This window comes from Streptomyces sp. NPDC111744, assembly GCF_055634995.1.
Genome location: NZ_JBVKCG010000009.1, coordinates 216987 through 241844 on the forward strand (window position 1 = coordinate 216987; position 24858 = coordinate 241844).

27 protein-coding genes and 1 pseudogene are annotated in these 24858 nt (G+C 70.0%); 25 read left to right on the top strand and 3 right to left on the bottom strand.

From position 1 onward, the window contains the following. The first annotated feature begins 22 nt into the window (after window positions 1-22). Both ffh and ACZ7OO_RS22060 read left to right on the top strand, forming a co-directional pair. Complete coding sequence (ffh, locus tag ACZ7OO_RS22055) at window positions 23-1570, top strand: signal recognition particle protein (protein ID WP_471506755.1); 1548 nt, start codon at window positions 23-25, stop codon at window positions 1568-1570. Between the two features lie 218 nt (window positions 1571-1788). Then, a pseudogene (locus tag ACZ7OO_RS22060) lies at window positions 1789-2663 on the top strand (ATP-dependent metallopeptidase FtsH/Yme1/Tma family protein); the annotation flags it as partial. Between the two features lie 24 nt (window positions 2664-2687). Here ACZ7OO_RS22060 and ACZ7OO_RS22065 read toward each other — a convergent pair. Then, window positions 2688-3548 carry an SAM-dependent methyltransferase gene (locus ACZ7OO_RS22065; protein WP_471506757.1) on the bottom strand — a complete coding sequence of 287 codons (861 nt, stop codon included), beginning with the start codon at window positions 3546-3548 and terminating at the stop codon, window positions 2688-2690. A 586-nt stretch (window positions 3549-4134) separates the two neighbouring features. Between ACZ7OO_RS22065 and ACZ7OO_RS22070 the strand changes: the two genes are divergently transcribed. The 17 genes from ACZ7OO_RS22070 to ACZ7OO_RS22150 all read left to right on the top strand — a co-directional run bounded on the left by ACZ7OO_RS22070 (window position 4135) and on the right by ACZ7OO_RS22150 (window position 17354). Next, on the top strand, window positions 4135-4737 hold the full coding sequence (locus ACZ7OO_RS22070; protein WP_352219393.1) for a hypothetical protein: 603 nt from the start codon (window positions 4135-4137) through the stop codon (window positions 4735-4737). A gap of 303 nt (window positions 4738-5040) precedes the next feature. After that, window positions 5041-5460, top strand: a complete 420-nt coding sequence (gene rpsP / locus ACZ7OO_RS22075; protein ID WP_471506759.1) for a 30S ribosomal protein S16 — start codon at window positions 5041-5043, stop codon at window positions 5458-5460. Between the two features lie 5 nt (window positions 5461-5465). Beyond that, entirely contained in the window at window positions 5466-5705 is a 240-nt protein-coding gene (locus tag ACZ7OO_RS22080) for an RNA-binding protein (RefSeq protein ID WP_003973401.1), read from the top strand. A 107-nt stretch (window positions 5706-5812) separates the two neighbouring features. After that, a complete protein-coding gene (gene rimM / locus ACZ7OO_RS22085) occupies window positions 5813-6355 on the top strand; it encodes a ribosome maturation factor RimM (protein WP_471506761.1) in 543 nt (180 codons plus the stop codon). Window positions 6356-6358: 3 nt separating this feature from the next. After that, window positions 6359-7192: a tRNA (guanosine(37)-N1)-methyltransferase TrmD gene (gene trmD / locus ACZ7OO_RS22090; RefSeq protein WP_471506763.1), complete on the top strand. Its 834-nt coding sequence runs from the start codon at window positions 6359-6361 to the stop codon at window positions 7190-7192. Window positions 7193-7332: 140 nt separating this feature from the next. Beyond that, on the top strand, window positions 7333-7683 hold the full coding sequence (gene rplS, locus ACZ7OO_RS22095) for a 50S ribosomal protein L19 (protein WP_352219397.1): 351 nt from the start codon (window positions 7333-7335) through the stop codon (window positions 7681-7683). 47 nt (window positions 7684-7730) lie between these two features. Next, complete coding sequence (gene lepB, locus ACZ7OO_RS22100; RefSeq protein ID WP_471506766.1) at window positions 7731-8426, top strand: signal peptidase I; 696 nt, start codon at window positions 7731-7733, stop codon at window positions 8424-8426. Next, window positions 8419-9507: a signal peptidase I gene (gene lepB, locus ACZ7OO_RS22105; protein WP_471506768.1), complete on the top strand. Its 1089-nt coding sequence runs from the start codon at window positions 8419-8421 to the stop codon at window positions 9505-9507. The genes lepB (ACZ7OO_RS22100) and lepB (ACZ7OO_RS22105) overlap by 8 nt, the downstream gene beginning before the upstream one ends. Next, window positions 9398-10429, top strand: coding sequence for a signal peptidase I (gene lepB, locus ACZ7OO_RS22110; protein ID WP_471506770.1), 1032 nt, complete (start codon window positions 9398-9400; stop codon window positions 10427-10429). Before lepB (ACZ7OO_RS22105) ends, lepB (ACZ7OO_RS22110) begins: the two co-directional genes overlap by 110 nt. Before the next feature lie 138 nt (window positions 10430-10567). Next, a complete protein-coding gene (gene lepB / locus ACZ7OO_RS22115; protein WP_471506772.1) occupies window positions 10568-11353 on the top strand; it encodes a signal peptidase I in 786 nt (261 codons plus the stop codon). Beyond that, window positions 11343-11870 carry an NUDIX hydrolase gene (locus ACZ7OO_RS22120; protein ID WP_471506774.1) on the top strand — a complete coding sequence of 176 codons (528 nt, stop codon included), beginning with the start codon at window positions 11343-11345 and terminating at the stop codon, window positions 11868-11870. Before lepB (ACZ7OO_RS22115) ends, ACZ7OO_RS22120 begins: the two co-directional genes overlap by 11 nt. Window positions 11871-11926: 56 nt before the next feature. Then, window positions 11927-12235: a DUF2469 domain-containing protein gene (locus tag ACZ7OO_RS22125; RefSeq protein ID WP_043444228.1), complete on the top strand. Its 309-nt coding sequence runs from the start codon at window positions 11927-11929 to the stop codon at window positions 12233-12235. Between the two features lie 118 nt (window positions 12236-12353). Then, window positions 12354-12725 (top strand): YraN family protein, encoded by a 372-nt coding sequence (locus tag ACZ7OO_RS22130; protein WP_471506776.1) that lies wholly within the window; start codon window positions 12354-12356, stop codon window positions 12723-12725. Window position 12726: 1 nt separating this feature from the next. Further along, on the top strand, window positions 12727-14352 hold the full coding sequence (locus ACZ7OO_RS22135) for a YifB family Mg chelatase-like AAA ATPase (protein WP_471506778.1): 1626 nt from the start codon (window positions 12727-12729) through the stop codon (window positions 14350-14352). Then, window positions 14349-15497, top strand: coding sequence for a DNA-processing protein DprA (gene dprA, locus ACZ7OO_RS22140; protein WP_471506780.1), 1149 nt, complete (start codon window positions 14349-14351; stop codon window positions 15495-15497). Before ACZ7OO_RS22135 ends, dprA begins: the two co-directional genes overlap by 4 nt. Window positions 15498-15817: 320 nt before the next feature. Beyond that, window positions 15818-16660, top strand: coding sequence for an RNA polymerase sigma factor WhiG (gene whiG / locus ACZ7OO_RS22145; protein ID WP_352219406.1), 843 nt, complete (start codon window positions 15818-15820; stop codon window positions 16658-16660). 136 nt (window positions 16661-16796) lie between these two features. After that, the gene (locus tag ACZ7OO_RS22150) at window positions 16797-17354 is read left to right on the top strand and encodes a TetR/AcrR family transcriptional regulator (protein WP_471506952.1); all 558 of its coding nucleotides are present in this window, start codon (window positions 16797-16799) and stop codon (window positions 17352-17354) included. Between the two features lie 136 nt (window positions 17355-17490). On the opposite strand, the gene ACZ7OO_RS22155 is transcribed toward ACZ7OO_RS22150, so the two are convergent. Next, window positions 17491-18069 (bottom strand): murein hydrolase activator EnvC family protein, encoded by a 579-nt coding sequence (locus ACZ7OO_RS22155; RefSeq protein WP_471506782.1) that lies wholly within the window; start codon window positions 18067-18069, stop codon window positions 17491-17493. A 281-nt stretch (window positions 18070-18350) separates the two neighbouring features. On the opposite strand from ACZ7OO_RS22155, the gene rpsB reads away from it, so the two are divergent. From rpsB to frr, 4 genes are all read left to right on the top strand, one after another. Beyond that, the gene (rpsB, locus tag ACZ7OO_RS22160) at window positions 18351-19295 is read left to right on the top strand and encodes a 30S ribosomal protein S2 (protein WP_471506784.1); all 945 of its coding nucleotides are present in this window, start codon (window positions 18351-18353) and stop codon (window positions 19293-19295) included. Between the two features lie 180 nt (window positions 19296-19475). Further along, a complete protein-coding gene (gene tsf, locus ACZ7OO_RS22165) occupies window positions 19476-20312 on the top strand; it encodes a translation elongation factor Ts (protein WP_352219409.1) in 837 nt (278 codons plus the stop codon). 208 nt (window positions 20313-20520) lie between these two features. Beyond that, window positions 20521-21279, top strand: coding sequence for a UMP kinase (pyrH, locus tag ACZ7OO_RS22170; RefSeq protein WP_352219410.1), 759 nt, complete (start codon window positions 20521-20523; stop codon window positions 21277-21279). 148 nt (window positions 21280-21427) lie between these two features. Continuing rightward, a complete protein-coding gene (gene frr / locus ACZ7OO_RS22175; RefSeq protein WP_351712500.1) occupies window positions 21428-21985 on the top strand; it encodes a ribosome recycling factor in 558 nt (185 codons plus the stop codon). 59 nt (window positions 21986-22044) lie between these two features. Here the strand turns inward: frr and ACZ7OO_RS22180 are convergent, their stop codons facing one another. Continuing rightward, window positions 22045-22284, bottom strand: a complete 240-nt coding sequence (locus tag ACZ7OO_RS22180) for a hypothetical protein (protein WP_471506965.1) — start codon at window positions 22282-22284, stop codon at window positions 22045-22047. A gap of 21 nt (window positions 22285-22305) precedes the next feature. Here ACZ7OO_RS22180 and ACZ7OO_RS22185 point away from each other — a divergent pair, with 21 nt between their 5' ends. Next, window positions 22306-23328 carry a phosphatidate cytidylyltransferase gene (locus ACZ7OO_RS22185; protein ID WP_471506954.1) on the top strand — a complete coding sequence of 341 codons (1023 nt, stop codon included), beginning with the start codon at window positions 22306-22308 and terminating at the stop codon, window positions 23326-23328. 283 nt (window positions 23329-23611) lie between these two features. After that, window positions 23612-24853: a cytochrome P450 gene (locus ACZ7OO_RS22190; RefSeq protein ID WP_471506787.1), complete on the top strand. Its 1242-nt coding sequence runs from the start codon at window positions 23612-23614 to the stop codon at window positions 24851-24853. The last annotated feature ends 5 nt before the right edge of the window (window positions 24854-24858 follow it).

Genomic DNA, 24858 nt, shown 5'->3' on the forward strand with positions numbered 1-24858 from the left:
GACTCCGAGGACCGACGCCGCCGTGTTCGACACTCTCTCCGATCGCCTTTCAGCGACCTTCAAGAATCTGCGCGGCAAAGGGCGTCTGAGCGAAGCGGACATCGACGCCACGGCCCGGGAGATCCGCATCGCGCTTCTCGAAGCCGACGTGGCCCTCCCGGTCGTCCGCACGTTCATCAAGAACGTCAAGGAGCGGTCCCTCGGCTCCGAGGTCTCCAGGGCCCTGAACCCGGCCCAGCAGGTCCTGAAGATCGTCAACGACGAGCTGGTCACCATCCTCGGCGGCGAGACGCGGCGGCTGCGCTTCGCCAAGCAGCCGCCCACCGTGATCATGCTCGCCGGTCTCCAGGGTGCCGGTAAGACCACCCTCGCGGGCAAGCTCGGCCACTGGCTCAAGGGGCAGGGCCACTCCCCGCTCCTGGTCGCCGCCGACCTCCAGCGTCCCAACGCCGTCAACCAGCTCAGCGTCGTCGCCGAGCGCGCCGGGGTCGCCGTCTACGCGCCCGAGCCGGGCAACGGCGTCGGCGACCCGGTCAAGGTCGCCAAGGACTCCATCGAGTTCGCCAAGCAGAAGGTCCACGACATCGTGATCGTGGACACCGCCGGCCGCCTCGGCATCGACCAGGAACTGATGCAGCAGGCCGCCGACATCCGGGACGCGGTCAGCCCCGACGAGATCCTCTTCGTCGTCGACGCCATGATCGGCCAGGACGCCGTCACCACCGCCGAGGCCTTCCGCGACGGCGTCGGCTTCGACGGTGTCGTCCTCTCCAAGCTCGACGGTGACGCCCGCGGTGGTGCCGCCCTCTCCATCCGCCAGGTCACCGGCAAGCCGATCATGTTCGCCTCGAACGGCGAGAAGCTCGACGACTTCGACGCCTTCCACCCGGACCGGATGGCCTCCCGCATCCTCGACATGGGTGACCTGCTCACCCTGATCGAGCAGGCGGAGAAGACGTTCAGCCAGGAAGAGGCCGAGAAGATGGCCTCCAAGCTGGCGTCCAAGAAGGGCCAGGACTTCACCCTGGACGACTTCCTGGCCCAGATGGAACAGGTCAGGAAGATGGGCAGCATCAGCAAGCTGCTCGGCATGCTGCCCGGCATGGGGCAGATCAAGGACCAGATCAACAACCTGGACGAGCGGGACGTCGACCGCACCGCCGCGATCATCAAGTCGATGACCCCGGGCGAGCGCCAGGACCCCACGATCATCAACGGCTCCCGCCGCGCCCGAATCGCCAAGGGCTCCGGTGTCGAGGTCAGCGCGGTCAAGGGGCTCGTCGAGCGGTTCTTCGAGGCCCGCAAGATGATGTCCCGCATGGCCCAGGGCGGCATGCCGGGCATGCCGGGGATCCCGGGCATGGGCGGCGGCCCCGGCCGGGCCAAGAAGCAGCCGAAGAAGGCCAAGGGCAAGCAGCGCTCCGGGAACCCGATGAAGCGCAAGCAGCAGGAGCTGGAGGAGGCCCAGCGCCGCGAGGCCGCCGGACAGGGCGGAGGCGCCTTCGGGCTGCCGCAGCAGGGCGCTCAGGACTTCGAGCTGCCGGACGAGTTCAAGAAGTTCATGGGCTGAGTTCACCCGTGCGCGCGCCAGGGGTTGGTCTGTGTCGTACCGTCCCGCTATGACCAACCCCGCGCCGCCGCGCAAGTCACCCGACCAGCCCTGGCGTACGGAGCCGCCCCCGAGGAGCCGCCGAAGCCGCCGCCGGGCGGGCCGAGGATGCGCGGGGGCTGGTGGCGGTTGGTCCTGACCGCTCTGGTGGTGTACCTGCTCGCCGACCTGGTGCTGTCCTACTTCGACCAGGCCAACGAACCGACGATCTAGTGGTCCAGGTCTCGCCCCCGGACCGCACCGGCCGCGAGGCGATCCTCCGGATCCACACCCGCGAGATCCCGCTCGCCCAGGACGTCGACCTCGCCCAGGTCGCCCGTACGACCCCCGGCATGACCGGTGCGGACTGGCCAACCTCGCCAACGAGGCCGCCCTGCTCGCCGTCAAGCGCCAGCAGGACAGCGTGACCCAGTCCGACCTCTCGGAGGCCCTGGAGAAGGTCCAGCTCGGTGCCGAACGGCCGCTGGTGATGCCCGAGGAGGAGCGGCGCAGGACCGCCTACCACGAGAGCGGACACGCCCTGCTCGGCATGCTGCAGCCCGGTGCCGACCCGGTCCGCAAGATCACCATCGTGCCGCGCGGCCGCGCCCTCGGCGTCACCCTGTCCACGCCGGACGCGGACAAGTACGCGTACACCGAGGAGTACCTGCGCGGCCGGATCATCGGCGCGCTCGGCGGAATGGCCGCCGAGCATGTCGTCTACGACGTGATCACCACCGGTTCGGAGAGCGACCTGGAGCAGGTCACCAACATCGCGCGCGGGATGGTCTCCCGCTGGGGCATGAGCGAGGAGGTCGGCCGGCTCTCCGCGCTCCCGAACGACGTCCAGCAGGCCTACGGACTCGCCGCCGCGCCCCAGACCCTCGACGTGATCGACACCGAGATGCGCCGGATCGTCGACGAGTGCTACGAGGAGGCGTGCCGCAAACTCCGCGACCACCGGGACCGGCTGGACGCGCTGGCCCAGGCTCTGCTGGAGCGCGAGACGCTGGAGGAGGCGGACGCCTACCGGATCGCCGGGATCACACGGCTCGCCAAGGACACCGAGTCCTGAAGCAGCGCCCTTGCGGCGGAACGCTCAGCGCACGCGGGCGATCAGGTAGCGGAAGACGTTCGGCATCCACACCGTGCCGTCCGGGCGCTGGTGCGGGTGGAGCGCCTCGGTCAGCTCCTTGCCGACCTGCTCATGGTCGGTCGCCGCGATCGCCGCGTCGAACAGCCCGGTCGACAGCAGCCCGCGTGCGGCGCTGTCCGTGTCGGCGTACCCGAACGGGCAGGAGACCCGCCCGGACCCGTCGATCCGCAGCCCGGCCCGCTGGGCGGCCTCTTCCAGGTCGTCGCGGCAGGCCGGCCGCCAACTTCCCGCGCTGCGCAAAGGATCGGCCAATTTCGCGGCCACCCGCAGGACGGACGAGGTCGCGCAGCGCTCCGGCGGACCCCAGCCGGCCAGCACCACGGCTGCCCCGCGCGCCGCCAAGGGCCTCGCCTCGGCGAGCACTCCACCGAGCCGTTCGGCGTCGCCCGCCAGGCAGCCGATGGGGTCGAAGGCGGTGATCAGGTTGTACGCCGGTGCCTGCGCGTCCGCCGCGTCCGCCGGGCCGCCCTCGACGATCCGGGCGGTACGGCCACGCGCGCGTGCCCCGGGTGCCCGCTCGGGCAGCAGACGCTCACGGGCGAGGGCGAGGCGTTCGGGGGAGGAGTCGACACCGGTCACCGCGGCCCCTCTGGCCGCCGCCATCAGCAGGGCGAGACCGGAACCGCAGCGCGTGCCGAGCAGCCGGGTGGCCGGGCCCACTTCGAGTCGCTCGTGGACGGTCTCGTAGAGCGGCACCAGCATCCGCTCCTGGATCTCTGACCAGTCACGCGCGCGTGCGCCCAGGTTCACGCGGGGTGCGGAGTCCGCGTGAGACGGGTGATGCCGCACGAGCGTAGGTGTCATAGGTAAGCGCCCCAATCCGCCGAGAGTTACGCACTGACCGATTCCGTGGCCCCCGTGTCGTGCGCTCGCACTTCCCACGTATGCCAGGTAACTCCCGGCTCGCGGTGGCGTCCAGAGGTCGCGGGCCCAAGCTTGTGCGTGCGCTGTGACGGTGGCGAGATTTCACGTCCCCGCAACTTGTGGCTCTACCATCGGTCCCGCGACATGACGGTTCTGGCCATGGTCGGCCGACACGGTGACCGTACGGTGTCTGGCCGCCGGAGACGGGCCGGTGCCGGTGACGACGGGATCCGGGTAACGTCGGGACCGTCGCGAGCGCTGACCGAGGTGACGTCCTCCGCCGGAAGAGCGACCGAAAGGCCTCTTGCGTATCCGCCGACCACAGCCGTTCCGGTCCCTACGCCCGGGGTACGCGTCGGGTCGTACGTCAGACTACGCACCGGCTTGGTACGAGCTGTGAGGCTTCTCCGCAGATCAGCGCACCCGTACTCGTCTCCACGCATCAGCGGCAACTGACGGGTACGTGCAAATTATTTGGGATGCCCCGGAATAGGAACACAGTGGCACTCCCGCTCGTTCTCATTACGTGAGCACGACACAGACACCACCTGTTCTCGCCGCAGAGCTGGCAGAGGCGTGGGCCGACATTCAGCGGTACCACCCCGAGCTGCCCGACCTTGCCGCGCCAGAGTCCCTGATCGGAGAGTCGTCGTCCGCGTGCGGACACGAGCTCTCCTTCGAACGACTGCTCCATGAGGCAGTCCACGGCATCGCCGCCTCCCGTGGCGTGCGCGACACCTCCCGGGCCGGCCGATACCACAACCGCAGATTCCTCGCGATCGCCGAGGAGCTGGGCCTGGACCACCCCGACGAACCGCACCCCAGCAGCGGCTTCTCGCTGGTCACGCTCAACCCCGAGGCCAAGCGCCGCTACCGCCCGACCATCGAGAGACTGCAGCGCGCTCTCAAGGCCCACACGGTGGCTACCTCCGCCGACACATCCCGCACCTTCCGCGGCCCGGCCGCCCGCCACGGCTCGTCCGGTGGCGGCGTCCGCGTCAAGGCGGTGTGCGACTGCGGCCGCAACGTCCGGGTGGTGCCGTCGGTCCTGGCCCAGGCCCCCATCGTGTGCGGCGGCTGCGGCAAGCCGTTCCGCATCCCGGAGATCGTGGGCGCGGCGGCGAGCTGAGCACACGGCTGCTCGTGGCAGCCGTAGCCCTTGACCGTCGCCACACCCCGGTCTCCCCGCGGGCAGCGCACCCGACGTACCTCACCTCCACGCCGGGTGCGCTTTCGGCATGCCCCGGCGCCCCTCACCTCACCGTCGGCCAAAGCGACCCGCAGGGTGTGGCACAATGGCTAGCTGTACTCGACAGCCGCATAGGACCCCTCTCTCCTCCGGCTGACGCGTCCATCGGGCACTCGGGTACCGCAACCCCACGCGGCCAACTCGCCGTGCCCAAACACGTCAAATCCAGGAGAACCCACTCCAGTGGCAGTCAAGATCAAGCTGAAGCGTCTGGGCAAGATCCGTTCGCCTCACTACCGCATCGTCGTCGCCGACTCCCGCACCCGCCGTGACGGGCGTGCGATCGAGGAGATCGGCAAGTACCACCCGACCTACAACCCGTCGGTCATGGAGGTGGACGCCGAGCGCGTGGCGTACTGGCTCGGCGTCGGTGCCCAGCCGACCGAGCCCGTGCTCGCCATCCTGAAGAAGACCGGCGACTGGCAGAAGTTCAAGGGCGAGCCCGCCCCGGCGCCGCTGCTCGTCGCCGAGCCGAAGGCCGCGCGTCCCACGTTCGAGGCGCTCGGCGGTGACGACGAGGGCAAGGGTGAGGCGATCACCCAGAAGAAGAAGGCTGAGAAGAAGGACGAGGCCGCGGCTGAGTCCGAGTCGACCGAGGCCTGAGCAGCATGCTCGAAGAGGCGCTTGAGCACCTCGTGAAGGGCATCGTCGACAACCCGGACGATGTGCAGGTCGCCTCGCGCAACCTGCGTCGCGGGCGCGTGCTGGAGGTCCGGGTGCACCCCGACGACCTCGGCAAGGTGATCGGCCGCAACGGCCGTACCGCCCGCGCCCTGCGCACCGTCGTGGGCGCCATCGGCGGTCGGGGAGTCCGCGTCGACCTCGTCGACGTGGACCACGTCCGCTGACGCTTCATCGCAGCCGGCCCCACGGGCCGGGGAGGGCCCACTGGGCCCTCCCCGGCCCGTAGTCGTATGGCTGGTCGTATGAGTCGCAGGACAGGAGAGCAAGCACAGTGCAGCTGGTAGTCGCACGGATCGGCCGCGCCCACGGCATCAAGGGCGAGGTCACCGTCGAGGTACGTACCGACGAGCCGGAACTCAGGCTCGCACCCGGCGCCGTACTCGCCACCGATCCCGAGGACGTGGGACCGCTCACCATCGAGACCGGCCGCGTGCACAGCGGCCGTCTGCTCCTGCGCTTCGAGGGCGTCAAGGACCGCACCGGCGCCGAGGCCCTGCGCAACATCCTCCTGATCGCCGAGATCGACCCGGAGGAGCTGCCCGAGGACCCGGACGAGTACTACGACCACCAGCTCATGGACCTGGACGTGGTCACCGCGGACGGCACCGAGGTCGGCCGGATCACCGAGATCTCGCACCTGCCCTCCCAGGACCTGTTCATCGTCGAGCGCCCCGACGGCAGCGAGGTGATGATCCCGTTCGTCGAGGAGATCGTCACCGAGATCGACCTGGCCGAGCAGAAGGCGGTCATCACGCCCCCGCCCGGCCTGATCGACGACCGGGCCGAGATCGCGTCCTCGCGGGAAGAGTCGTAAGGGATGCGCCTCGACGTCGTCACGATCTTCCCCGAGTACCTCGAGCCGCTGAACGTCTCGCTCGTCGGCAAGGCACGCGCGCGTGGGCAGCTCGATGTGCGGGTGCACGACCTGCGGACCTGGACCTACGACCGGCACAACACGGTGGACGACACCCCGTACGGCGGCGGACCCGGCATGGTCATGAAGACCGAGCCCTGGGGCGACGCCCTCGACACGGTCCTCGCCGAGGGCTACGAGACCGGTTCGCGCACGCCCGCGCTCATCGTGCCCACCCCGAGCGGCCGTCCCTTCACCCAGGAACTCGCGGTCGAGCTCTCCGAGCGGCCCTGGCTGATCTTCACACCGGCCCGCTACGAGGGCATCGACCGGCGTGTCATCGACGAGTACGCCACCCGGATGCCGGTCTACGAGGTGTCCATCGGCGACTATGTGCTCGCCGGCGGCGAGGCGGCCGTACTCGTCGTCACGGAGGCCGTGGCCCGGCTGCTGCCCGGCGTCCTGGGCAACGCCGAGTCGCACCGGGACGACTCCTTCGCGCCCGGCGCGATGGCCAACCTCCTGGAAGGGCCCGTCTACACCAAGCCGCCGCAGTGGCGGGGACGCGAGATCCCGGACGTGCTGCTCAGCGGCCACCACGGGAAGATCGCCCGCTGGCGCCGCGACGAGGCCCTGAAACGTACGACCGCGCACCGGCCCGACCTGATCGAGCGCTGCGACCCCAAGGCGTTCGACAAGAAGGACCGCGAGATGCTCTCCATCCTGGGCTGGGAACCGGACCCGGAGGGGGAGCCCCGGGGCCGATTTTGGCGCCAGGCCCACGGCGTGGAAGAATAGGCGGCTGTTGTGCTGTGAACCGTCCGGTGTGCGCCCCTGCCACAGGGGGAGACGACGCCCGCCCCGACGTCACGGCCCACTTCCGAAGAACACCTAGTTCCGTTGATGACCTGTGGCATCAGCGAAGAAAGCAGACGAAAATGTCTCACCTGCTCGACACCGTCGACTCCGCGTCGCTGCGCAGCGACGTCCCGGCTTTCCGCCCGGGTGACACCGTCAACGTCCACGTCCGCGTCATCGAGGGCAACCGCTCTCGTGTGCAGCAGTTCAAGGGCGTTGTGATCCGCCGTCAGGGCAGCGGTGTCCGCGAGACCTTCACGGTCCGCAAGGTCTCCTTCTCCGTCGGCGTCGAGCGCACCTTCCCGGTGCACACCCCGATCGTCGAGAAGATCGAGCTCGTCACCCGCGGTGACGTGCGTCGCGCCAAGCTGTACTACCTGCGCGACCTGCGCGGCAAGGCCGCGAAGATCAAGGAGAAGCGCGAGAAGTGATCTCGCGCGGAGGGGTTCTTACGGGGGCCGGATAACATCTGGCCCCGATGGACACCGAAGCACAGCCGACGGAGCGCGACCGCTCCTCCAGCCCCGAACCAGAGGCCGCGGAGGACCGGTCGCGTTTCGCGTTCCTGTCGCGGGTCACCGACTGGCTGCCGGGCGGCTGGATCACCCTGACCCTCTTCGCCTGCCTGGCGTTTTTGCTCGTCCTCAACGCTTTCGTGGCGCAACCATTCCAGATTCCCAGCGGATCCATGGAACAGGGATTGAGGATCGGGGACCGCGTTCTCGTAAACAAGTTGGCGTACCGTTTCGGTGCCGAGCCGCGCCGGGGCGATGTCGTCGTTTTCGACGGCACCGGGTACTTCGGGGACGCCGACTACATCAAACGCGTTGTCGGTGTGGGAGGAGACCGTGTGGTCTGCTGCGACAAGGAGGGGAGGATCGAAGTGAACGGCCGGTCGGTCGACGAGACCGCGTTCCTGTACCCCGGGGACACCCCGTCCACCGTGCCCTTCTACGTCGAGGTCCCCGACGGCACGCTCTTCGTCCTCGGTGACCACCGCAGCGACTCCAGCGACTCCCGCGACCATCTGGGCTCGCCCGGCGGCGGCATGATCCCCGTCAAGGACGTGATCGGCCGGGCCGACTGGATCGTCTGGCCGTACGCCCACTGGACCCACCTCACCCGTCCCGCCGCCTACGCGCGCGTGCCGGCGGTGGGAGGGGCACATGGGTAACCGCGGCAAACCGCGCGGCGTGCCCACGGACGCCACCGCCGATCTGCTGCCCACCGGGGCCAGGCGCGCCTCCAGCGCGACAGGTGGCCGGTCCCGCGCGGAGCGGCGCAAGCTGCAGCGCAAGGTCAAGCGCAAGCGCCGGCGCGGCGCGATGCGGGAGATACCGCTGCTGGTCGGTGTGGCCGTCCTGATAGCGCTCGTGCTGAAGACGTTCCTCGTCCAGGCCTTCGTGATCCCCTCGGGTTCGATGGAGCAGACGATCCGGATCGGCGACCGCGTCCTGGTCGACAAGTTCACCCCCTGGTTCGGCTCCAAGCCGCACCGCGGGGACGTCGTCGTCTTCCACGACCCGGGCGGCTGGCTGGCGGACGAGCAGACCACCAAGACGAACGACCCGATCGTGGTCAAGCAGATCAAGGAAGGGCTCACCTTCATCGGTCTGCTGCCCTCCGCCAACGAGAAGGACCTCATCAAGCGGGTCATCGGCGTCGGCGGCGACCACGTCAAGTGCTGCGACGCGCAGGGCCGGGTCACGGTCAACGGCGTACCGCTGACCGAGGGTGACTACCTCTATCCCGGGAACGCCCCGTCCACCACCGAGTTCGACATCACCGTCCCGCAGGGGCGGCTGTGGGTGATGGGCGACCATCGCGGCAACTCGGCCGACTCCCGGGCGCACCAGGACACCGACTACGGCGGCACGGTCCCGGTGAGCCTGGTGGTGGGCCGGGCCAAGTGGATCGGCTGGCCGTTCGGGCACTGGGCGTCGCTGGACGAACCTAAAACCTTCGCAAGCGTTTCGAACTCCGTGTCGGGGTCGACCGCGGCTCCCCAGGCGTCGCATAGGGTTGCCCCCGACGATCCGAACGGATACGTCCAACTCCCGACCCCTGCGGAACTCCCGCTCGTTATGGGAGTGGTGGGTCTGCGCCGGGGATGGCGCGGGCGGCGGCACGGAGTAAGGAGTTGGCGTGGGGGATGTGGCGGTTGGCGCACGGTCGGGACACGACGGCGAGGAGCACAGCGGGCGCCCCGTGGAGAACGTCCCCCCCGTCGACGGTGGTTCCACCTCCGGGAATGACGGCGGTGGTCCGGCCGGGGACGGTGGTCCGGCGAACGGTCCCTACCCCGGCGGTGACGGCGGGGGCACGGACGGGGGTGCGGGCGACTCGGCGGCTCCCGCACCGAAGAAGCCCCGCTCCTTCTGGAAGGAGCTGCCGATCCTGATCGGTATCGCGCTGGTACTGGCGCTGCTGATCAAGACGTTTCTGGTGCAGGCGTTCTCGATCCCGTCGGACTCGATGCAGAACACCCTCCAGCAGGGTGACCGCGTCCTGGTCGACAAGCTCACCCCCTGGTTCGGCTCCAAGCCGGACCGTGGCGAGGTGGTCGTCTTCCACGACCCGGACGACTGGCTGGCGGGCGAGCCCGCGGCCCAGCCGAACGCGATCCAGACCTTCCTCAGCTGGATCGGCCTGATGCCGTCCGCCGAGGAGAAGGACCTCATCAAGCGGGTCATCGGCGTCGGCGGGGACACCGTCTCCTGCAAGGGCAGCGGCCCGCTCATGGTCAACGGCCATGCGCTGAACGAGCCCTATGTGTACCCGGGCAACACCCCGTGCAGCGTCGACGACCAGGGCGGCCAGTTCACGGTGAAGGTGCCCAAGGGCTACATCTGGGTGATGGGCGACCACCGCCAGAACTCCCGCGACTCGCGCTACAACCAGTCCGACAAGCACCACGGCATGGTCCCGGTCAAGGAGGTCGTCGGTCGCGCCATCGTCAAGGCCTGGCCGATCAACCGCTGGGGCACCCTGCCCGTCCCGGACACCTTCGACCAGAGCGGCATCAACACGCAGTCGTCCGCCTCGGCCTCCCTCTCGGTGGCCCCGGAGGGCGTGGCCGTCGCGGCCGTCCTGCCGATCGCGGTGTGGCGCCGCCGGCGGGGCGACCGGATCGAGTCGAAGTTCGAGCAGCGGTCGGCGGCCGCCGGAAAGCGCTGACCGGCCCGGGCTGGGCGGCTGCGCGCCGGTACTGACCGACCCGTGTGAAACCCTTTGTGAAACCCTTGGGGAGCTTGTGACCAGGGGCGGGAAAGAAGGGCTGCCCCTGCCCGGTACCGCCGGGTAGGGTGCGACCTCATGGGTGGCGAGAGCACGATACGTACGGCCCCGCGCAGCGGAGGCACCAGCACCGGCACGGCGCAGGCCGGCAGCACGCTCGGAAACCGTTTGTCCGGGATCGCCGTCGCGCTGGGCATCGTCCTGTTCCTCGGCGGGTTCGCCTGGGGAGCGGTCGTCTACCGGCCGTACACCGTGCCCACCGGTTCGATGACACCGACCATCGACGCCGGGGACCGGGTCCTCGGCCAGCGCATCGACGGCAGCGAGGTGCGACGGGGCGATGTCGTGGTCTTCCACGACACGAGCTGGGTCACCAACGCGGACGTCGTCAAGCGTGTCGTCGCGGTCGGCGGGGACACGGTCTCCTGCTGCACGAACGGCAAGCTGACCGTCAACGGCAAGGCGATCGACGAGCCCTATCTGCCCGCGGGCAGTCTGGCCGAGCTCCAGGGCTTCCCGACCGTCACCGTCCCCAAGGGGCGGCTCTTCCTCCTCGGTGACGAGCGCCAGGGCTCCCTGGACTCCACCGCCCACCTCACGGACGCGGCGAAGGGCACGGTCGCCCGCAGCGCCGTGAGCGCCCGCGTAGACTCCGTCATCTGGCCCATGAAGGGCCTCCTCAAGCGCCCGACCGGTTTCGAGACGCTCGGCGCCCTCTCCCAGCCGGGCCCGCTGCGCGTCATCGAGTTCATGATCGTGGGCGGTGCTGTGCTGGTCCTCGCAGGCGGCGCCTACAGCCCGATCGCCGGCCTGCTGGGGCGCTCCCGTGCCCGCGGGCGCACGGAGCCCGCCGGTGCCCGCTGAGGCGCTGCCGGAGGGCGTCGTCCCGCGCGCGCCGCGCAAGGTGGCCCGCGTGGTCCTCCTGGACCCCGACGACCGCATCCTGCTCCTGCACGGCCATGAACCGGACGACCCGGCCGACGACTGGTGGTTCACACCCGGCGGCGGACTGGAGGGCGAGGAGACCCGTGAGCAGGCCGCCCTGCGGGAACTCGCAGAGGAGACCGGCATCACGGACGTCGAACTCGGCCCGCTGCTGTGGCGCCGGATGTGTTCCTTCCCGTTCGCCGGCCGCCGCTGGGACCAGGACGAGTGGTACTACCTGGCCCGGACGGCGCATACGTTTGAGGTGATGCCCGAGGCCAGAGCCCTGACCGAGCTGGAGCGACGCAGTGTCGCAGGAGCACGTTGGTGGACGTGCCAGGAACTGACCCGGGCACATGAGACGGTGTATCCGACCAGACTCGCCGAGCTGTTCCGTAGGCTGCTCGACGAAGGTCCCCCCGTCAGGCCCGTCACCCTGGACACGGAAATCGTCTAGGGACGCGCGGGACTGGCGCACAATGGTGGGATCGCACGGCTGAAGGGGAACATGCCATGAGCGCCGAGGACCTCGAAAAGTACGAGACCGAGATGGAGCTGAAGCTCTACCGGGAGTACCGCGATGTCGTCGGTCTGTTCAAATTCGTGATCGAGACCGAGCGGCGCTTCTACCTCACCAACGACTACGAGATGCAGGTGCACTCGGTCCAGGGTGAGGTGTTCTTCGAGGTGTCCATGGCGGACGCCTGGGTCTGGGACATGTACCGGCCGGCCCGCTTCGTGAAACAGGTCCGCGTTCTCACGTTCAAGGACGTGAATATCGAGGAGCTGAACAAGAGCGATCTGGAGCTTCCGGGCGGCTGAGCCTCCTGGGCCGGCCCCTCGTGTGGGTGACGGAGTTGTCCACAACCGCTGAGTAACCCACCAAGATCCACTTCTGGGTGGGGGATGCGTGACGGTTGGCACCGGAGGTGGTGCCGACATGAACACGAATCGGGCACGCAGTGCACTCGGCAAGTACGGCGAGACGCTGGCCGCGCGGCGGCTGACGGAGGCCGGTCTGACGGTCCTGGAGCGCAACTGGCGCTGCGGCAGGTCCGGGGAGATCGACATCGTGGCGCGGGACGGGGACGTCGTGGTCGTCTGCGAGGTCAAGACCCGGCGGGCGGGTCTCTTCGAACACCCCATGGCCGGGGTGACCCCCGAGAAGGCGCAGCGCCTGCGCGGCCTCGCCGAACACTGGATCCACGCACACGGAGGGGCACCGCCGGGCGGCGTCCGCATCGACCTGATCGGCGTGCTCCTGCCGCAGCGCGGGGCGCCCGTGGTCGAGCATGCGCGGGGGGTGGCGTGAGATGGGGTTCGCGCGTACGTGCTCGGTGGCCCTGGTGGGCGTCGAGGGCGTGGTGGTGGAGGTCCAGGCCGACCTGGAACCGGGAGTGGCGGCGTTCACGCTGGTGGGACTGCCCGACAAGAGCCTGACGGAGAGCAAGGACCGGGTACGGGCGGCGGTGGTGAACTCGGGGGCGGCCTGGCCCTCGAAGAAGCTCACGGTCGGGCTGAGCCCCGCGTCGGTGCCGAAGGCGGGTTCGGGTTTCGACCTCGCCGTCGCATGCGCCGTGCTCGGCGCCGCCGAGCGGATCGACCCGAGGGTGCTGTCCGACATCGTGATGATCGGGGAGCTGGGTCTGGACGGGCGGGTGCGTCCGGTGCGGGGCATCCTGCCGGCGGTGCTGGCAGCGGCCGACGCCGGCTACGAGCAGGTCGTCGTGCCGGAGTGCGCCGCCGCAGAGGCCGCACTGGTGCCCGATGTCTCCGTGCTGGGCGTCCGCAGCCTGCGGCAGCTGATCGCGATCCTCGCGGACGAGCCGGTGCCCGACGAGGAGCCGGACGAGCCGGGGCGCCCCGATCCACTGCTCGCCGGTCTGCGGGTGCCGGGCACGGGCGCGGCCACCGGGATGCACAGCGGGGGAGCCGCACAGCAGGACCACGGCCACGACCTGGCCGACGTCGTGGGCCAGCTCTCGGCCCGGACAGCCGTCGAGGTGGCGGCGGCGGGCAGCCACCACCTCTTCCTGGAGGGACCGCCGGGTGCGGGCAAGACCATGCTCGCGGAGCGGCTCCCGGCCGTGCTGCCCCGGCTCACCCGGGAGGAGTCCCTCGAAGTCACGGCGGTGCACTCGGTGGCGGGACTGCTGCCACCGGGCAAACCCCTGGTCGACATCGCCCCCTACTGCGCCCCGCACCACTCGGCCACCATGCAGGCCCTGGTCGGCGGTGGGCAGGGAACCGCCCGTCCCGGAGCGGTCTCGCTCTCTCATCGAGGCGTCCTCTTCCTCGACGAGACCCCCGAGTTCACCACCCAGGCGCTCGACGCGCTGCGGCAGCCCCTGGAGGCGGGCCACGTCGTGATCGCGCGCAGCGCGGGCGTGGTGCGGTTCCCGGCGAGGTTCCTGATGGTGCTCGCGGCGAACCCGTGCCCCTGCGGGCGTTTCTCCCTCACCGACGACCTCTGCGAATGCCCGCCCTCGGCCGTCCGCCGCTACCAGGCCCGGCTCTCCGGCCCGCTGCTCGACCGGGTCGACCTGCGCGTCCAGGTGGACCGCGTCACCCGTGCCCAGCTCGCCGAGCGGGGTGTCCGCGGCGAGTCCACGGCGGTGGTCGCCGGCCGTGTGCGGGCAGCTAGGGAGCGGGCGGCCCTGCGCCTCGCCGGAACACCCTGGCGGACCAACAGCGAGGTGCCCGGCCGTGAGCTGCGCAGCCGCTGGCACGCCGTGCCGGGAGCCATGGACGAGGCCGAGCGCAACCTGGAGCGAGGCGTTCTGACCGCCCGCGGCCTGGACCGCGTCCTGCGCGTCGCCTGGACGGTCGCCGACCTGGTCGGGCACGGCCGTCCGGACGCGACGGACGTGGCCCTGGCGCTGCAACTGCGCACCGGGGTCCCGCGGGGCGTGCCGATGACCATCGGGGCGCTGACATGACCGGCGACCTAACTCTGCTGGCCCGGGTCTTCCTCGCCCGGGTCATCGAGCCCGGTGACGAGGTCGCCGGGCGGTGGATCCGGGAACGGGGCGTGCACGAGGTGGCACACCGGCTGAGAAGGGGAGGCGAGGCCCTGCCGGGCATCAGCGACAAGCGGTGGGCCGGGCTGCTGGCCCGGGCTGAGCGGGCCGATCCTCGCGCGGACCTCACCGTCGCCCAGAGGGCCGGAGCGCGTTTCGTGGCCCCCGGTGATGCGGAGTGGCCCAGTCAGCTGGATGATCTCGGAGACGCCAGGCCCGTCGGGCTGTGGGTACGGGGGCGGCCCAGTCTGCGGATGTGGGCGCTCCGAGCCGTCGCCGTCGTCGGGGCGCGGGCCTGCACCGAGTACGGGGCGCACATGGCGGCCACCCTCTCCGCGGGGCTCGCCGAGCGCGGCTGGGTGGTGGTGTCGGGCGGCGCCTACGGCGTCGACGGTGCCGCCCACCGCGGAGCCCTCGGCGCCGGTGGTGCCACCGTCGCGGTGCTGGCCTGCGGGGTCGACCGGCCCTACCCGCGCGGGCACACCCAGTTGATCGGCAGGATCGCCGAACAGGGCCTCGTGGTGGGGGAGTTGCCGCCCGGTGAGCATCCGACACAGAGCAGATTCGTGCTCCGCAACCGGGTGATCGCGGCCCTGACCAGGGGAACCGTCGTCGTGGAGGCCGCCCACCGTAGCGGCTCGCTGGTCACCGCGCGGGCGGCACAACGGCTCGGCCGGTACACCATGGGCGTGCCCGGCCCCGCCACCAGCGGCCTCTCCGCCGGGGTGCACGAACTGCTGAGAGGGGAGGCCGCCCTCGTCACGGACGCCGCGGAAGTCGTCGAACTCGTGGGCGACATGGGTGAGCTGGCACCGGCCAGAAGCGGCCCCGTCCTTCCGCGTGACCTGCTGGAACCCGCTGCCCGGCAGGTTCTGGCGGCCCTCCCCGGGAACCGGTCGGCGTCACCCGAAGAGGTGGCACGCGGCGCTCAGACGTCCGAGGACGAGGTCGTCGCGAGGCTGTACGAACTCCGAGCACTTGGTTACGTCGAACGACACGGCGACGGCTGGAAGTTGACACGCCAGGCGATGATCTCGGTCCGAGGTGGTCCCAGTCGGCGCTGACCGAGCGTGTTCGGCCGTCCGGGGGAACCCCCGACGCCCTTGGGAATTGCCGGAGTTGACACCTCCGGCCGATCACGCAGAGCGACGCGCCGAGTGCGGCCGGACGCGCCGTCGAGGGGGTTCGCGCAGGGGTGGAGCCTCGCTGTTCGCACACCGCGACTCCTCAGTCACGCTACGCTCACGAAAGCCCGACACAGACCATGCCAACCGGCACCAGACCGACACCCCGCCCAACCCGCACCCTTCACGGCGCTCACCCCACTCCACGGCACATCGCAGCACTTCCTGGCACTTCACGGCAGAACGGCACAAGGCGACGAATGCCCCAGCACACCTCCGGGTCCGACCGGGCGGCGATCCCCCCAGCCGCCCGCGACGGTGGCAGCGTGCGGCCGCCCGCTCCCTCGACGCTCGACGAGCTGTGGCGGTCGTACAAGGCGACGGGGGACGAACGGCTGCGGGAACAGCTGATCCTGCACTACTCGCCGCTGGTGAAGTACGTGGCCGGACGGGTGAGCGTCGGTCTGCCGCCCAACGTGGAGCAGGCCGACTTCGTCTCCTCCGGGGTGTTCGGGCTCATCGACGCGATCGAGAAGTTCGACGTCGACCGGGAGATCAAGTTCGAGACGTACGCGATCACCCGGATCCGGGGCGCGATGATCGACGAGCTGCGGGCGCTGGACTGGATCCCCCGGTCCGTACGGCAGAAGGCGCGCAACGTCGAGCGGGCGTACGCCACGCTGGAGGCCCGGCTGCGCAGGACGCCCTCGGAGGGCGAGGTGGCCACCGAGCTGGGCATCGAGGTGGACGAACTGCATGCCGTCTTCAGTCAGTTGTCGCTGGCCAACGTGGTGGCGCTGGAGGAGCTGCTGCACGTCGGGGGTGAGGGCGGGGACGGGCTCAGCGTCATGGACACGCTGGAGGACACCGCCGCGGACAACCCCGTGGAGGTGGCCGAGGACCGGGAGCTGCGGAGGTTCCTGGCGCGGGCCATCAACACGCTGCCGGAGCGGGAGAAGACCGTGGTGACCCTCTACTACTACGAGGGGCTCACGCTCGCCGAGATCGGCAACGTGCTCGGGGTCACCGAGAGCCGGGTGAGCCAGATCCACACGAAGTCCGTGCTGCAGCTGCGGGCGAAACTGGCGAGTTTTGGCCGCTGAGCGGCGGCTTTCGGCCGCGGGCCGGGGATTTCGGGGCGTGGCCGCCGGGAGTGACCCGTGTCCCGGTCGTGCTGTCTCCCGTCCGGCGCGGCGCGTCCGTAGAGTGGTTGGCGTGCCAAGGATTCGAGCGGCCTCCGTGGCCGAGCACCGGTCGATGCAGCGAGCCGCCCTGCTGGACGCGGCGCGGTCCCTCCTGTCCGAGGGCGGTACGGAGGCCCTGACGTTCCCCGCACTCGCCGAGCGAACGGGACTCGCACGCTCATCCGTGTACGAGTACTTCCGTTCCCGGGCCGCCGTGGTCGAGGAGCTGTGCGAGGTCGACTTCCCCGCGTGGGCCGCGGAGGTCGAGGCGGCGATGGAGCGGGCGGCCTCCGCCGAGGGCAAGATCGAGGCGTATGTGCGGCAGCAGTTGGCGCTGGTCGGCAACCGGCGGCACCGGGCGGTGGTCGCGATCTCGGCGAGCGAGCTGGACGCGGGGGCGCGGGAGAAGATCCGGGCCGCGCACGGCGGGCTGGTCGCGATGATCGTGGAGGCGCTCGGGGAGCTGGGGCACGAGCAGCCCCGGTTGGCGGCGATGCTGGTGCAGGGGGTCGTGGACGCGGCGGTACGGCGGATCGAGCTGGGCGCGGCCGAAGACCCGACGGTGATCACGGACGCGGCCGTGGCCATGGCGCTGCGGGGTGTGAAGGGCTGAGGGCGGCACGACTGCCCGCACCCGGGTGGGACGCGGCTGTGCCCCTTCAGGGGCGCGGGCTGTATCGATGTGCGGCTACCGACACGTGGGCGCGATCAGCCCCCGTTCACCCGCACTCGCGCACAACCGTCCGCAGTCACTTCTCCGGCAGCGGAACCCCCAGCACCGGTAGCAGTCTCGACGGACCCCCGTTCAGCAACCACGGGGGCAACAGCAGCAACGGGTTCACATACACGTCCCCCCTGAGCAGACCCCAGTGGACACAGGCACGCGCACCACAGTGCGCACCCTGTGGCTCCACCGTCCCCACCACCTGCCCCATGGCCACCTCCTCCCCCTTCTTCACCTTGGCCGTCACCGGCTCGTAGGTCGTGCGCAGATCCGTGCCGGCGAGTCGCACCGACACCACGCCCCGCCCCGCCACCCGCCCAGCGAAAGAGACCCGGCCCGCCGCCACCGCCCGGACCTCCGCACCGGCCGCGGCGCCCAGATCGACCCCGCGGTGCCCGGGGCCGTACACCGTCGCCGGCGGCTCCCAGCCGCGCAGCACCGGCGGTCGTACCCCCACCGGCCAGGCGCGGCCGATCGCCGGGACCGTGGCGGGAGAGGGCGGAGGATCCGCCGCCCAAGCCAAAGCCCGGGCCCAGGCCCCGGTCACCGCCAGCAGCAGCGGCAGCACCATCGCCGCGCCCGCCCACCACATCGTTCGTCGCATGGTCAACATGACCGAACCGTCCCGCAAACCGCCGATCATGGCCGGTACCTGTGGACTACTCACCGGTTGTGGACAGCGGCGTCACCCGGTGCCTCGCCGGTCCCGTACACTTCTTACGGCGATCCGGGTCACCGGGTCGACTTCGCACGCCCCGACACCAGGTCAGCAAAAGGATCTGGGTCAGCGCTTCTCGGTCCTTCGTGGCACAGCGCGCACGGGCGTCAGGCGCGGGAGCCACCCGGCACCCGCGGCACAACCGAGAAATTCAAGGAGATACGGCCATGGCCGTCGTCACGATGCGGGAGCTGCTGGAGAGCGGCGTCCACTTCGGTCACCAGACCCGTCGCTGGAACCCGAAGATGAAGCGATTCATCTTCACCGAGCGCAACGGCATCTACATCATCGACCTGCTCCAGTCGCTGTCGTACATCGACCGCGCCTACGAGTTCGTCAAGGAGACCGTCGCCCACGGCGGCACGGTCATGTTCGTCGGCACGAAGAAGCAGGCGCAGGAGGCCATCGCCGAGCAGGCCACCCGCGTCGGCATGCCCTTCGTCAACCAGCGCTGGCTGGGCGGCATGCTCACCAACTTCTCGACCGTCTACAAGCGTCTGCAGCGCCTCAAGGAGCTCGAGCAGATCGACTTCGAGGACGTCGCCGCGTCCGGTCTGACCAAGAAGGAGCTTCTCGTGCTCTCGCGCGAGAAGGCCAAGCTGGAGAAGACCCTCGGCGGTATCCGCGAGATGTCCAAGGTGCCCAGCGCCGTCTGGATCGTGGACACCAAGAAGGAGCACATCGCGGTCGGTGAGGCCCGGAAGCTCAACATCCCGGTCGTCGCCATCCTCGACACCAACTGCGACCCCGACGAGGTCGACTACAAGATCCCGGGCAACGACGACGCGATCCGCTCCGTCACCCTGCTCACCCGCGTGATCGCCGACGCCGTCGCCGAGGGCCTCATCTCCCGCTCCCGCGTCGCCACCGGCGACAAGGGCGAGAAGGCCGCCGGCGAGCCGCTGGCCGAGTGGGAGCGCGACCTGCTCGAGGGCGAGAAGAAGGCCGACGACGCCGAGAAGCCGGCCGACGAGGCTGAGAAGCCCGCCGCCGAGGAGGAGAAGCCGGCCGAGGCCGCTGCCGAGGTCGTCGCGGAGACCCCCGCCGAGGCTCCGGCCGAGGCTGCTGCCGAGACCCCGGCCGCCCCGGCCGCGGACGCCGAGCAGGCCTGACCGTCCGGTGAAGCGTTGACGGTGGGGGCGGTGCCATGAAGTCCGCCCCCACCGTTCATCCGTAGGTCAGCCAACGGTCCGCGATCCACCCCTACAGGTGGAATCCGCACATGGAATCCATGTGGATCGCAGACGTGCAGATCTTCGATCTTCCAGACTTCGAGAAAGACTCACAGACTCATGGCGAACTACACCGCCGCTGACGTCAAGAAGCTCCGCGAGCTCACCGGCGCCGGCATGATGGACTGCAAGAAGGCCCTGGACGAGGCCGCCGGCGACGTCGACAAGGCCGTCGAGGCGCTCCGTATCAAGGGCCAGAAGGGCGTCGCCAAGCGCGAGGGCCGCTCCGCCGAGAACGGCGCCGTGGTCTCGATCATCGCCGACGACAACTCCTCCGGCGTCCTTGTCGAGCTGAAGTGCGAGACGGACTTCGTCGCCAAGGGTGACAAGTTCCAGGCCGTCGCCAACACCATCGCCGAGCACGTCGCCAAGTCCGCCCCGGCGGACCTGGAGGCCCTGCTCGCCTCCGAGATCGAGCCCGGCAAGACCGTCCAGGCGTACGTCGACGAGGCCAACGCCAACCTCGGCGAGAAGATTGTCCTGGACCGCTTCGCGCAGTACGCCGACGGCTTCGTGCTCGCCTACATGCACCGCACGATGCCCGACCTGCCCCCGCAGATCGGTGTCCTCGTCGAGCTCGACAAGCCGAACGCCGAGGTCGCCAAGGGCGTCGCCCAGCACATCGCCGCCTTCGCGCCGAAGTACCTCTCCAAGGAGGAGGTGCCGGCCGACGTCGTCGAGTCCGAGCGCCGTATCGCCGAGGAGACCACCCGCGCCGAGGGCAAGCCCGAGGCCGCCCTGCCGAAGATCGTCGAAGGTCGTCTGAACGGCTTCTTCAAGGACGCGACGCTGCTTGGCCAGCCGTACGCGCTCGACAACAAGAAGTCGGTCCAGAAGGTTCTGGACGAGGCCGGTGTCACTCTGAAGCGCTTCACGCGCATCAAGGTCGGCATCTGAGTCCGTACCGCGATCGACGCGCGACCCGTGGGGAAATCCCGATAGGGTCGGTCGACAGCAGTCGTCCGGGTACCCGGCCAAACCCAGGGTCGTGACGGACGGCAGCAGATCTGACGAGGAGGCCATTGCCGCGCATGGGCAGCGAAAAGCGACCCCACCGGCAATGGCCTTCTTCGTATGTGCACCATGTGAAAGAGGCGGGATCTCCATGACCACCAAGGCCCAGAAGAGCGACGACGGCAAAGTACGCGGCCGGTTTCTGCTGAAGCTGTCCGGAGAGGCGTTCGCCGGTGGCGGCGGCCTGGGCGTGGACCCCGACGTGGTACACAAGATCGCCCGTGAGATCGCGGCTGTCGTCCGCGACGGTGCGCAGGTCGCTGTCGTCATCGGCGGCGGCAACTTCTTCCGTGGCGCCGAGCTCCAGCAGCGCGGCATGGACCGGGCCCGCTCCGACTACATGGGCATGCTCGGCACCGTGATGAACTGCCTCGCCCTCCAGGACTTCCTGGAGAAGGAGGGCATCGACAGCCGGGTGCAGACCGCGATCACCATGGGGCAGGTCGCCGAGCCGTACATCCCGCTGCGCGCCGTGCGCCACCTGGAGAAGGGCCGCGTGGTCATCTTCGGTGCCGGTATGGGCATGCCGTACTTCTCCACCGACACCACCGCAGCCCAGCGCGCCCTCGAGATCGACGCCGAGGCGCTGCTCATGGGCAAGAACGGCGTGGACGGGGTCTACGACTCCGACCCGAAGAAGAACCCCGACGCCGTCAAGTTCGACTCCCTCGGCTACGGCGAGGTCATCACCCGCGAGCTCAAGGTCGCCGACGCCACCGCGATCACGCTCTGCCGAGACAACAAACTGCCCATCCTTGTCTTCGAGCTGCTCGCCGAGGGCAATATCGCGCGGGCCGTCAAGGGTGAGAAGATCGGCACGCTGGTGGGTGACCAGGGCAGCCGGGCCTGACCGGCACCGCCTGACGCCCCCTGACCGGGGGATGGACAATGTTCTGCCGGTCGGGAAACGTGCAGGAAAGAAGACGCGACGAAGCCGGCCGCCGCCCCTCACAACGGAACCGCAGCCGGGCCTTACTCAAGACACGCAGGAGCAAGTGGTGATCGAAGAGACCCTCCTCGAGGCCGAGGAGAAGATGGAGAAGGCCGTCGTGGTCGCCAAGGAGGACTTCGCCGCGATCCGCACCGGCCGTGCGCACCCGGCGATGTTCAACAAGATCGTGGCCGACTACTACGGCGCGCCGACGCCGATCAACCAGCTGGCCTCGTTCTCCGTACCGGAACCGCGCATGGCGGTCGTGACCCCGTTCGACAAGAGCGCGCTGCGCAACATCGAGCAGGCGATCCGCGACTCCGACCTCGGCGTCAACCCGAGCAACGACGGCAACATCATCCGAGTGGTGTTCCCGGAACTCACCGAGGAGCGCCGCCGCGACTACATCAAGGTCGCCAAGAGCAAGGCGGAGGACTCCCGGGTGTCCATCCGCTCCGTCCGCCGCAAGGCGAAGGACGCCATCGACAAGCTGATCAAGGACGGCGAGGTCGGCGAGGACGAGGGCCGTCGCGCCGAGAAGGAGCTCGACGACACCACCGCGAAGTACGTCGCGCAGGTGGACGAGCTCCTCAAGCACAAGGAAGCGGAGCTCCTCGAAGTCTGATGAACGACTCATCCTGGGGAGCGCCGCCACACGCCGGTCCGCAGGCCGGGCAGGCCGGATCACCGGCCGGGTACTGGGGGCCGACCGATCAGGGCACCGGCCAGGGGTACGACCAGGGTCCCGCCCAGGGCCAGGGGTACCAGAGTCCTGGCCACGGCCAGGGGTACGACCACGGTTCCGGCCACGGCCAGGGGTACGACCAGGCTCCCGGTCACGGGTACGACCACGGCTATGCCCATGGCTATGGCCAGGGTCGTGTCCGGGGAGCCACCCCGGCGGGTCCTGCGTACGATGCGCATGACGCGCAGCAGACTCGCCCCATGCCCATCGTGCCCGACGACGATCCTGCGTACGGCGGGGACCAGGACGACGACCGGGGGGCCGCTCGGCTGAGCGGCCCCTTGTTCCGAGACGAGACGTTCCGTAACGACACCCCGTCGGCACGGCCGCTGCCCGAGGCGGCGCCACAGAAGCAGAATCCGGAGCCCATGCCCGACGCCCCGCAGCCGGCGCCCGCGCCGCAGAAGAAGAACGCGGGCCGGGATCTGGGTGCGGCCATAGGGGTCGGCGTCGGACTGGGCGTCGTGATCGTGGCGTCCCTGTTCGTCGTCAAGGCCGTCTTCGTCGGGGTGGTCGCGGTCGCGGTCGTGGTGGGCCTTTGGGAGTTGACCAGCCGGCTCCAGGAACGCAAGGGCATCAAGGCGCCCCTGGTTCCGCTGGCGCTCGGCGGCGCGGCGATGGTGGTCGCCGGCTACGCCCGCGGTGCCGAGGGCGCCTGGGTCGCCCTGGCGCTCACCGGGCTCGCGGTGCTGGTCTGGCGGATGACAGAACCGCCGGAGGGCTATCTCAGGGACGTCACGGCGGGTCTCTTCGCGGCGTTCTACGTCCCGTTCCTGGCGACCTTCGTCTCGATGATGCTCACCGCCGACGACGGTCCTCGACGTGTGATCACCTTCCTCCTCCTCACGGTGGTCAGCGACACCGGCGCCTACGCGGTCGGCTGGCGTTTCGGCTCCCACAAGCTTGCCCCGCGTATCAGCCCCGGCAAGACCCGTGAAGGTCTGGTCGGCGCGGTGCTGTTCGCCATGGCCGCGGGCGCGCTGTGCATGCAGTTCCTGATCGACAACGGCACCTGGTGGCAGGGCCTGCTGCTGGGCCTCGCGGTCGCGGCCAGCGCCACACTCGGTGACCTCGGCGAGTCCATGATCAAGCGGGACCTGGGCATCAAGGACATGGGCACCTTGCTCCCCGGCCACGGCGGCATCATGGACCGCTTGGACTCCTTGCTGCCGACAGCTCCGGTGGTGTGGCTGTTGATGGTGTTGTTTGTCGGGAGTGGGTGACGGCGGGCCACGGCGCCGCGCCGCGGTGGCGGCGAGTGGGTACGGCATGGACCGCTTGGACTCGCGCCGTTGCGGACGGCTCCAGTGGTGTGGTTGCTGATGGTGCACTTCGTCGGCAGCGGCTGACGTACCGCTGTCGTAGCCGAGCCCCCGCCCTTCGCAGGGCCGGGGGCTCATCGGCTTGTCGGCCCCGGATGCCGCAGCAGAAATAGCGTGGTCAGTCCGGCGGGAGGCACACTCCCTGTGAGGACGCTGTGTCCTCCGACGCGCAGGGAGTGTGCCTATGCCCCTTGACCCCGCCCCGGCCTCCACCCCGTCCCCGACCCCGCCTCCTCCGGTGCGGTTCTGGCCCGTCGACGATCTGCCCGCCCTCGACCCCGACCCCTTTCTCGACGAGGTGCTGCGCGACGAACCGGTGACCCGGATCAAACTCGCGCACGGGGAGGGACACGCCTGGCTGATCACCCGGTACGAGGACGTCCGCTTCGTCACCTCCGACCCCCGCTTCTCCCGGGAACTGGTCGTCGGCCGCGACGTCACCAGCATGCGCCCGGAGCCGGTGGCCTCGCAGACGGCGGGCCTGCAGTACATCGACCCGCCCCGGCACAACCGGCTGCGCAGGGTCGTCGCCCGCGCCTTCACCGGGCGGGCCATGCAGCGGCTGCGGCCGATGGCCGAGCGCAGGGCGGCCGAACTGCTCGACGTGATGGAAGCCGCCGGGCCGCCGGCCGATCTCATGGAGCATCTGCACGGCCCCTTCCCGATCGCCGTGATCCGTGACTTCCTCGGCGTCGACGAGAAGGACTGGCACCGCTGGGCGGCGACCGGCGAGGCCCTGCTGTCCGCCGGCGCCGACTCCGAGGAGCGCGCCAAGGAGGCCGCCCGGGCCACCCGGGCCCGGCTCGCCGAGCTGCTCCAGCACCGCCGCGAGGAGCCCCGCGAAGACCTCGCCGGAGTGCTGGCGCTGGCCGCCGCGGCCGACGAGATCACCGACGACGAGGCGATCTCCCTGGCCACCTCCATCCAGGTCAGCGGCGGCCACGCGGTCCGCAACAACAGCGGCTCGATGATGTACGCGCTGCTCACCCACCCCCGCCAGCTGGACCGGCTGCGCCGCGAGCCGGAGCTGCTCCCCAAGGCCGTGGACGAACTCTTCCGCTACGTCCCGCACCGCAACGGCGTCGGCATCCCGCGGGTCGCCGTCGAGGACGTCGAGGTCGGCGGTCAGCTGATCCGGGCCGGTGAGGTCATCTACAACGCGTATGTCGCCGCCAACCGCGACCCCGCCGTCTTCCCCGACCCCGACGACCTGGACTTCGACCGCACCAACGGCCCCCACCTGGCCTTCGGGCACGGTCCCCACCACTGCATGGCCGCCATCATGGCCCGTATGGAGGCCGAGATCATGATCGGCTCGGTCCTCGCCCGTTTCCCCGGCATCCGGCTGGCGGTACCCGCCGAGGAGGTCGAGTTCCAGCGCCAGGGCCTGATCCGCGGACCGCGCACCCTGCCCGTGACCTGGTGACCGGG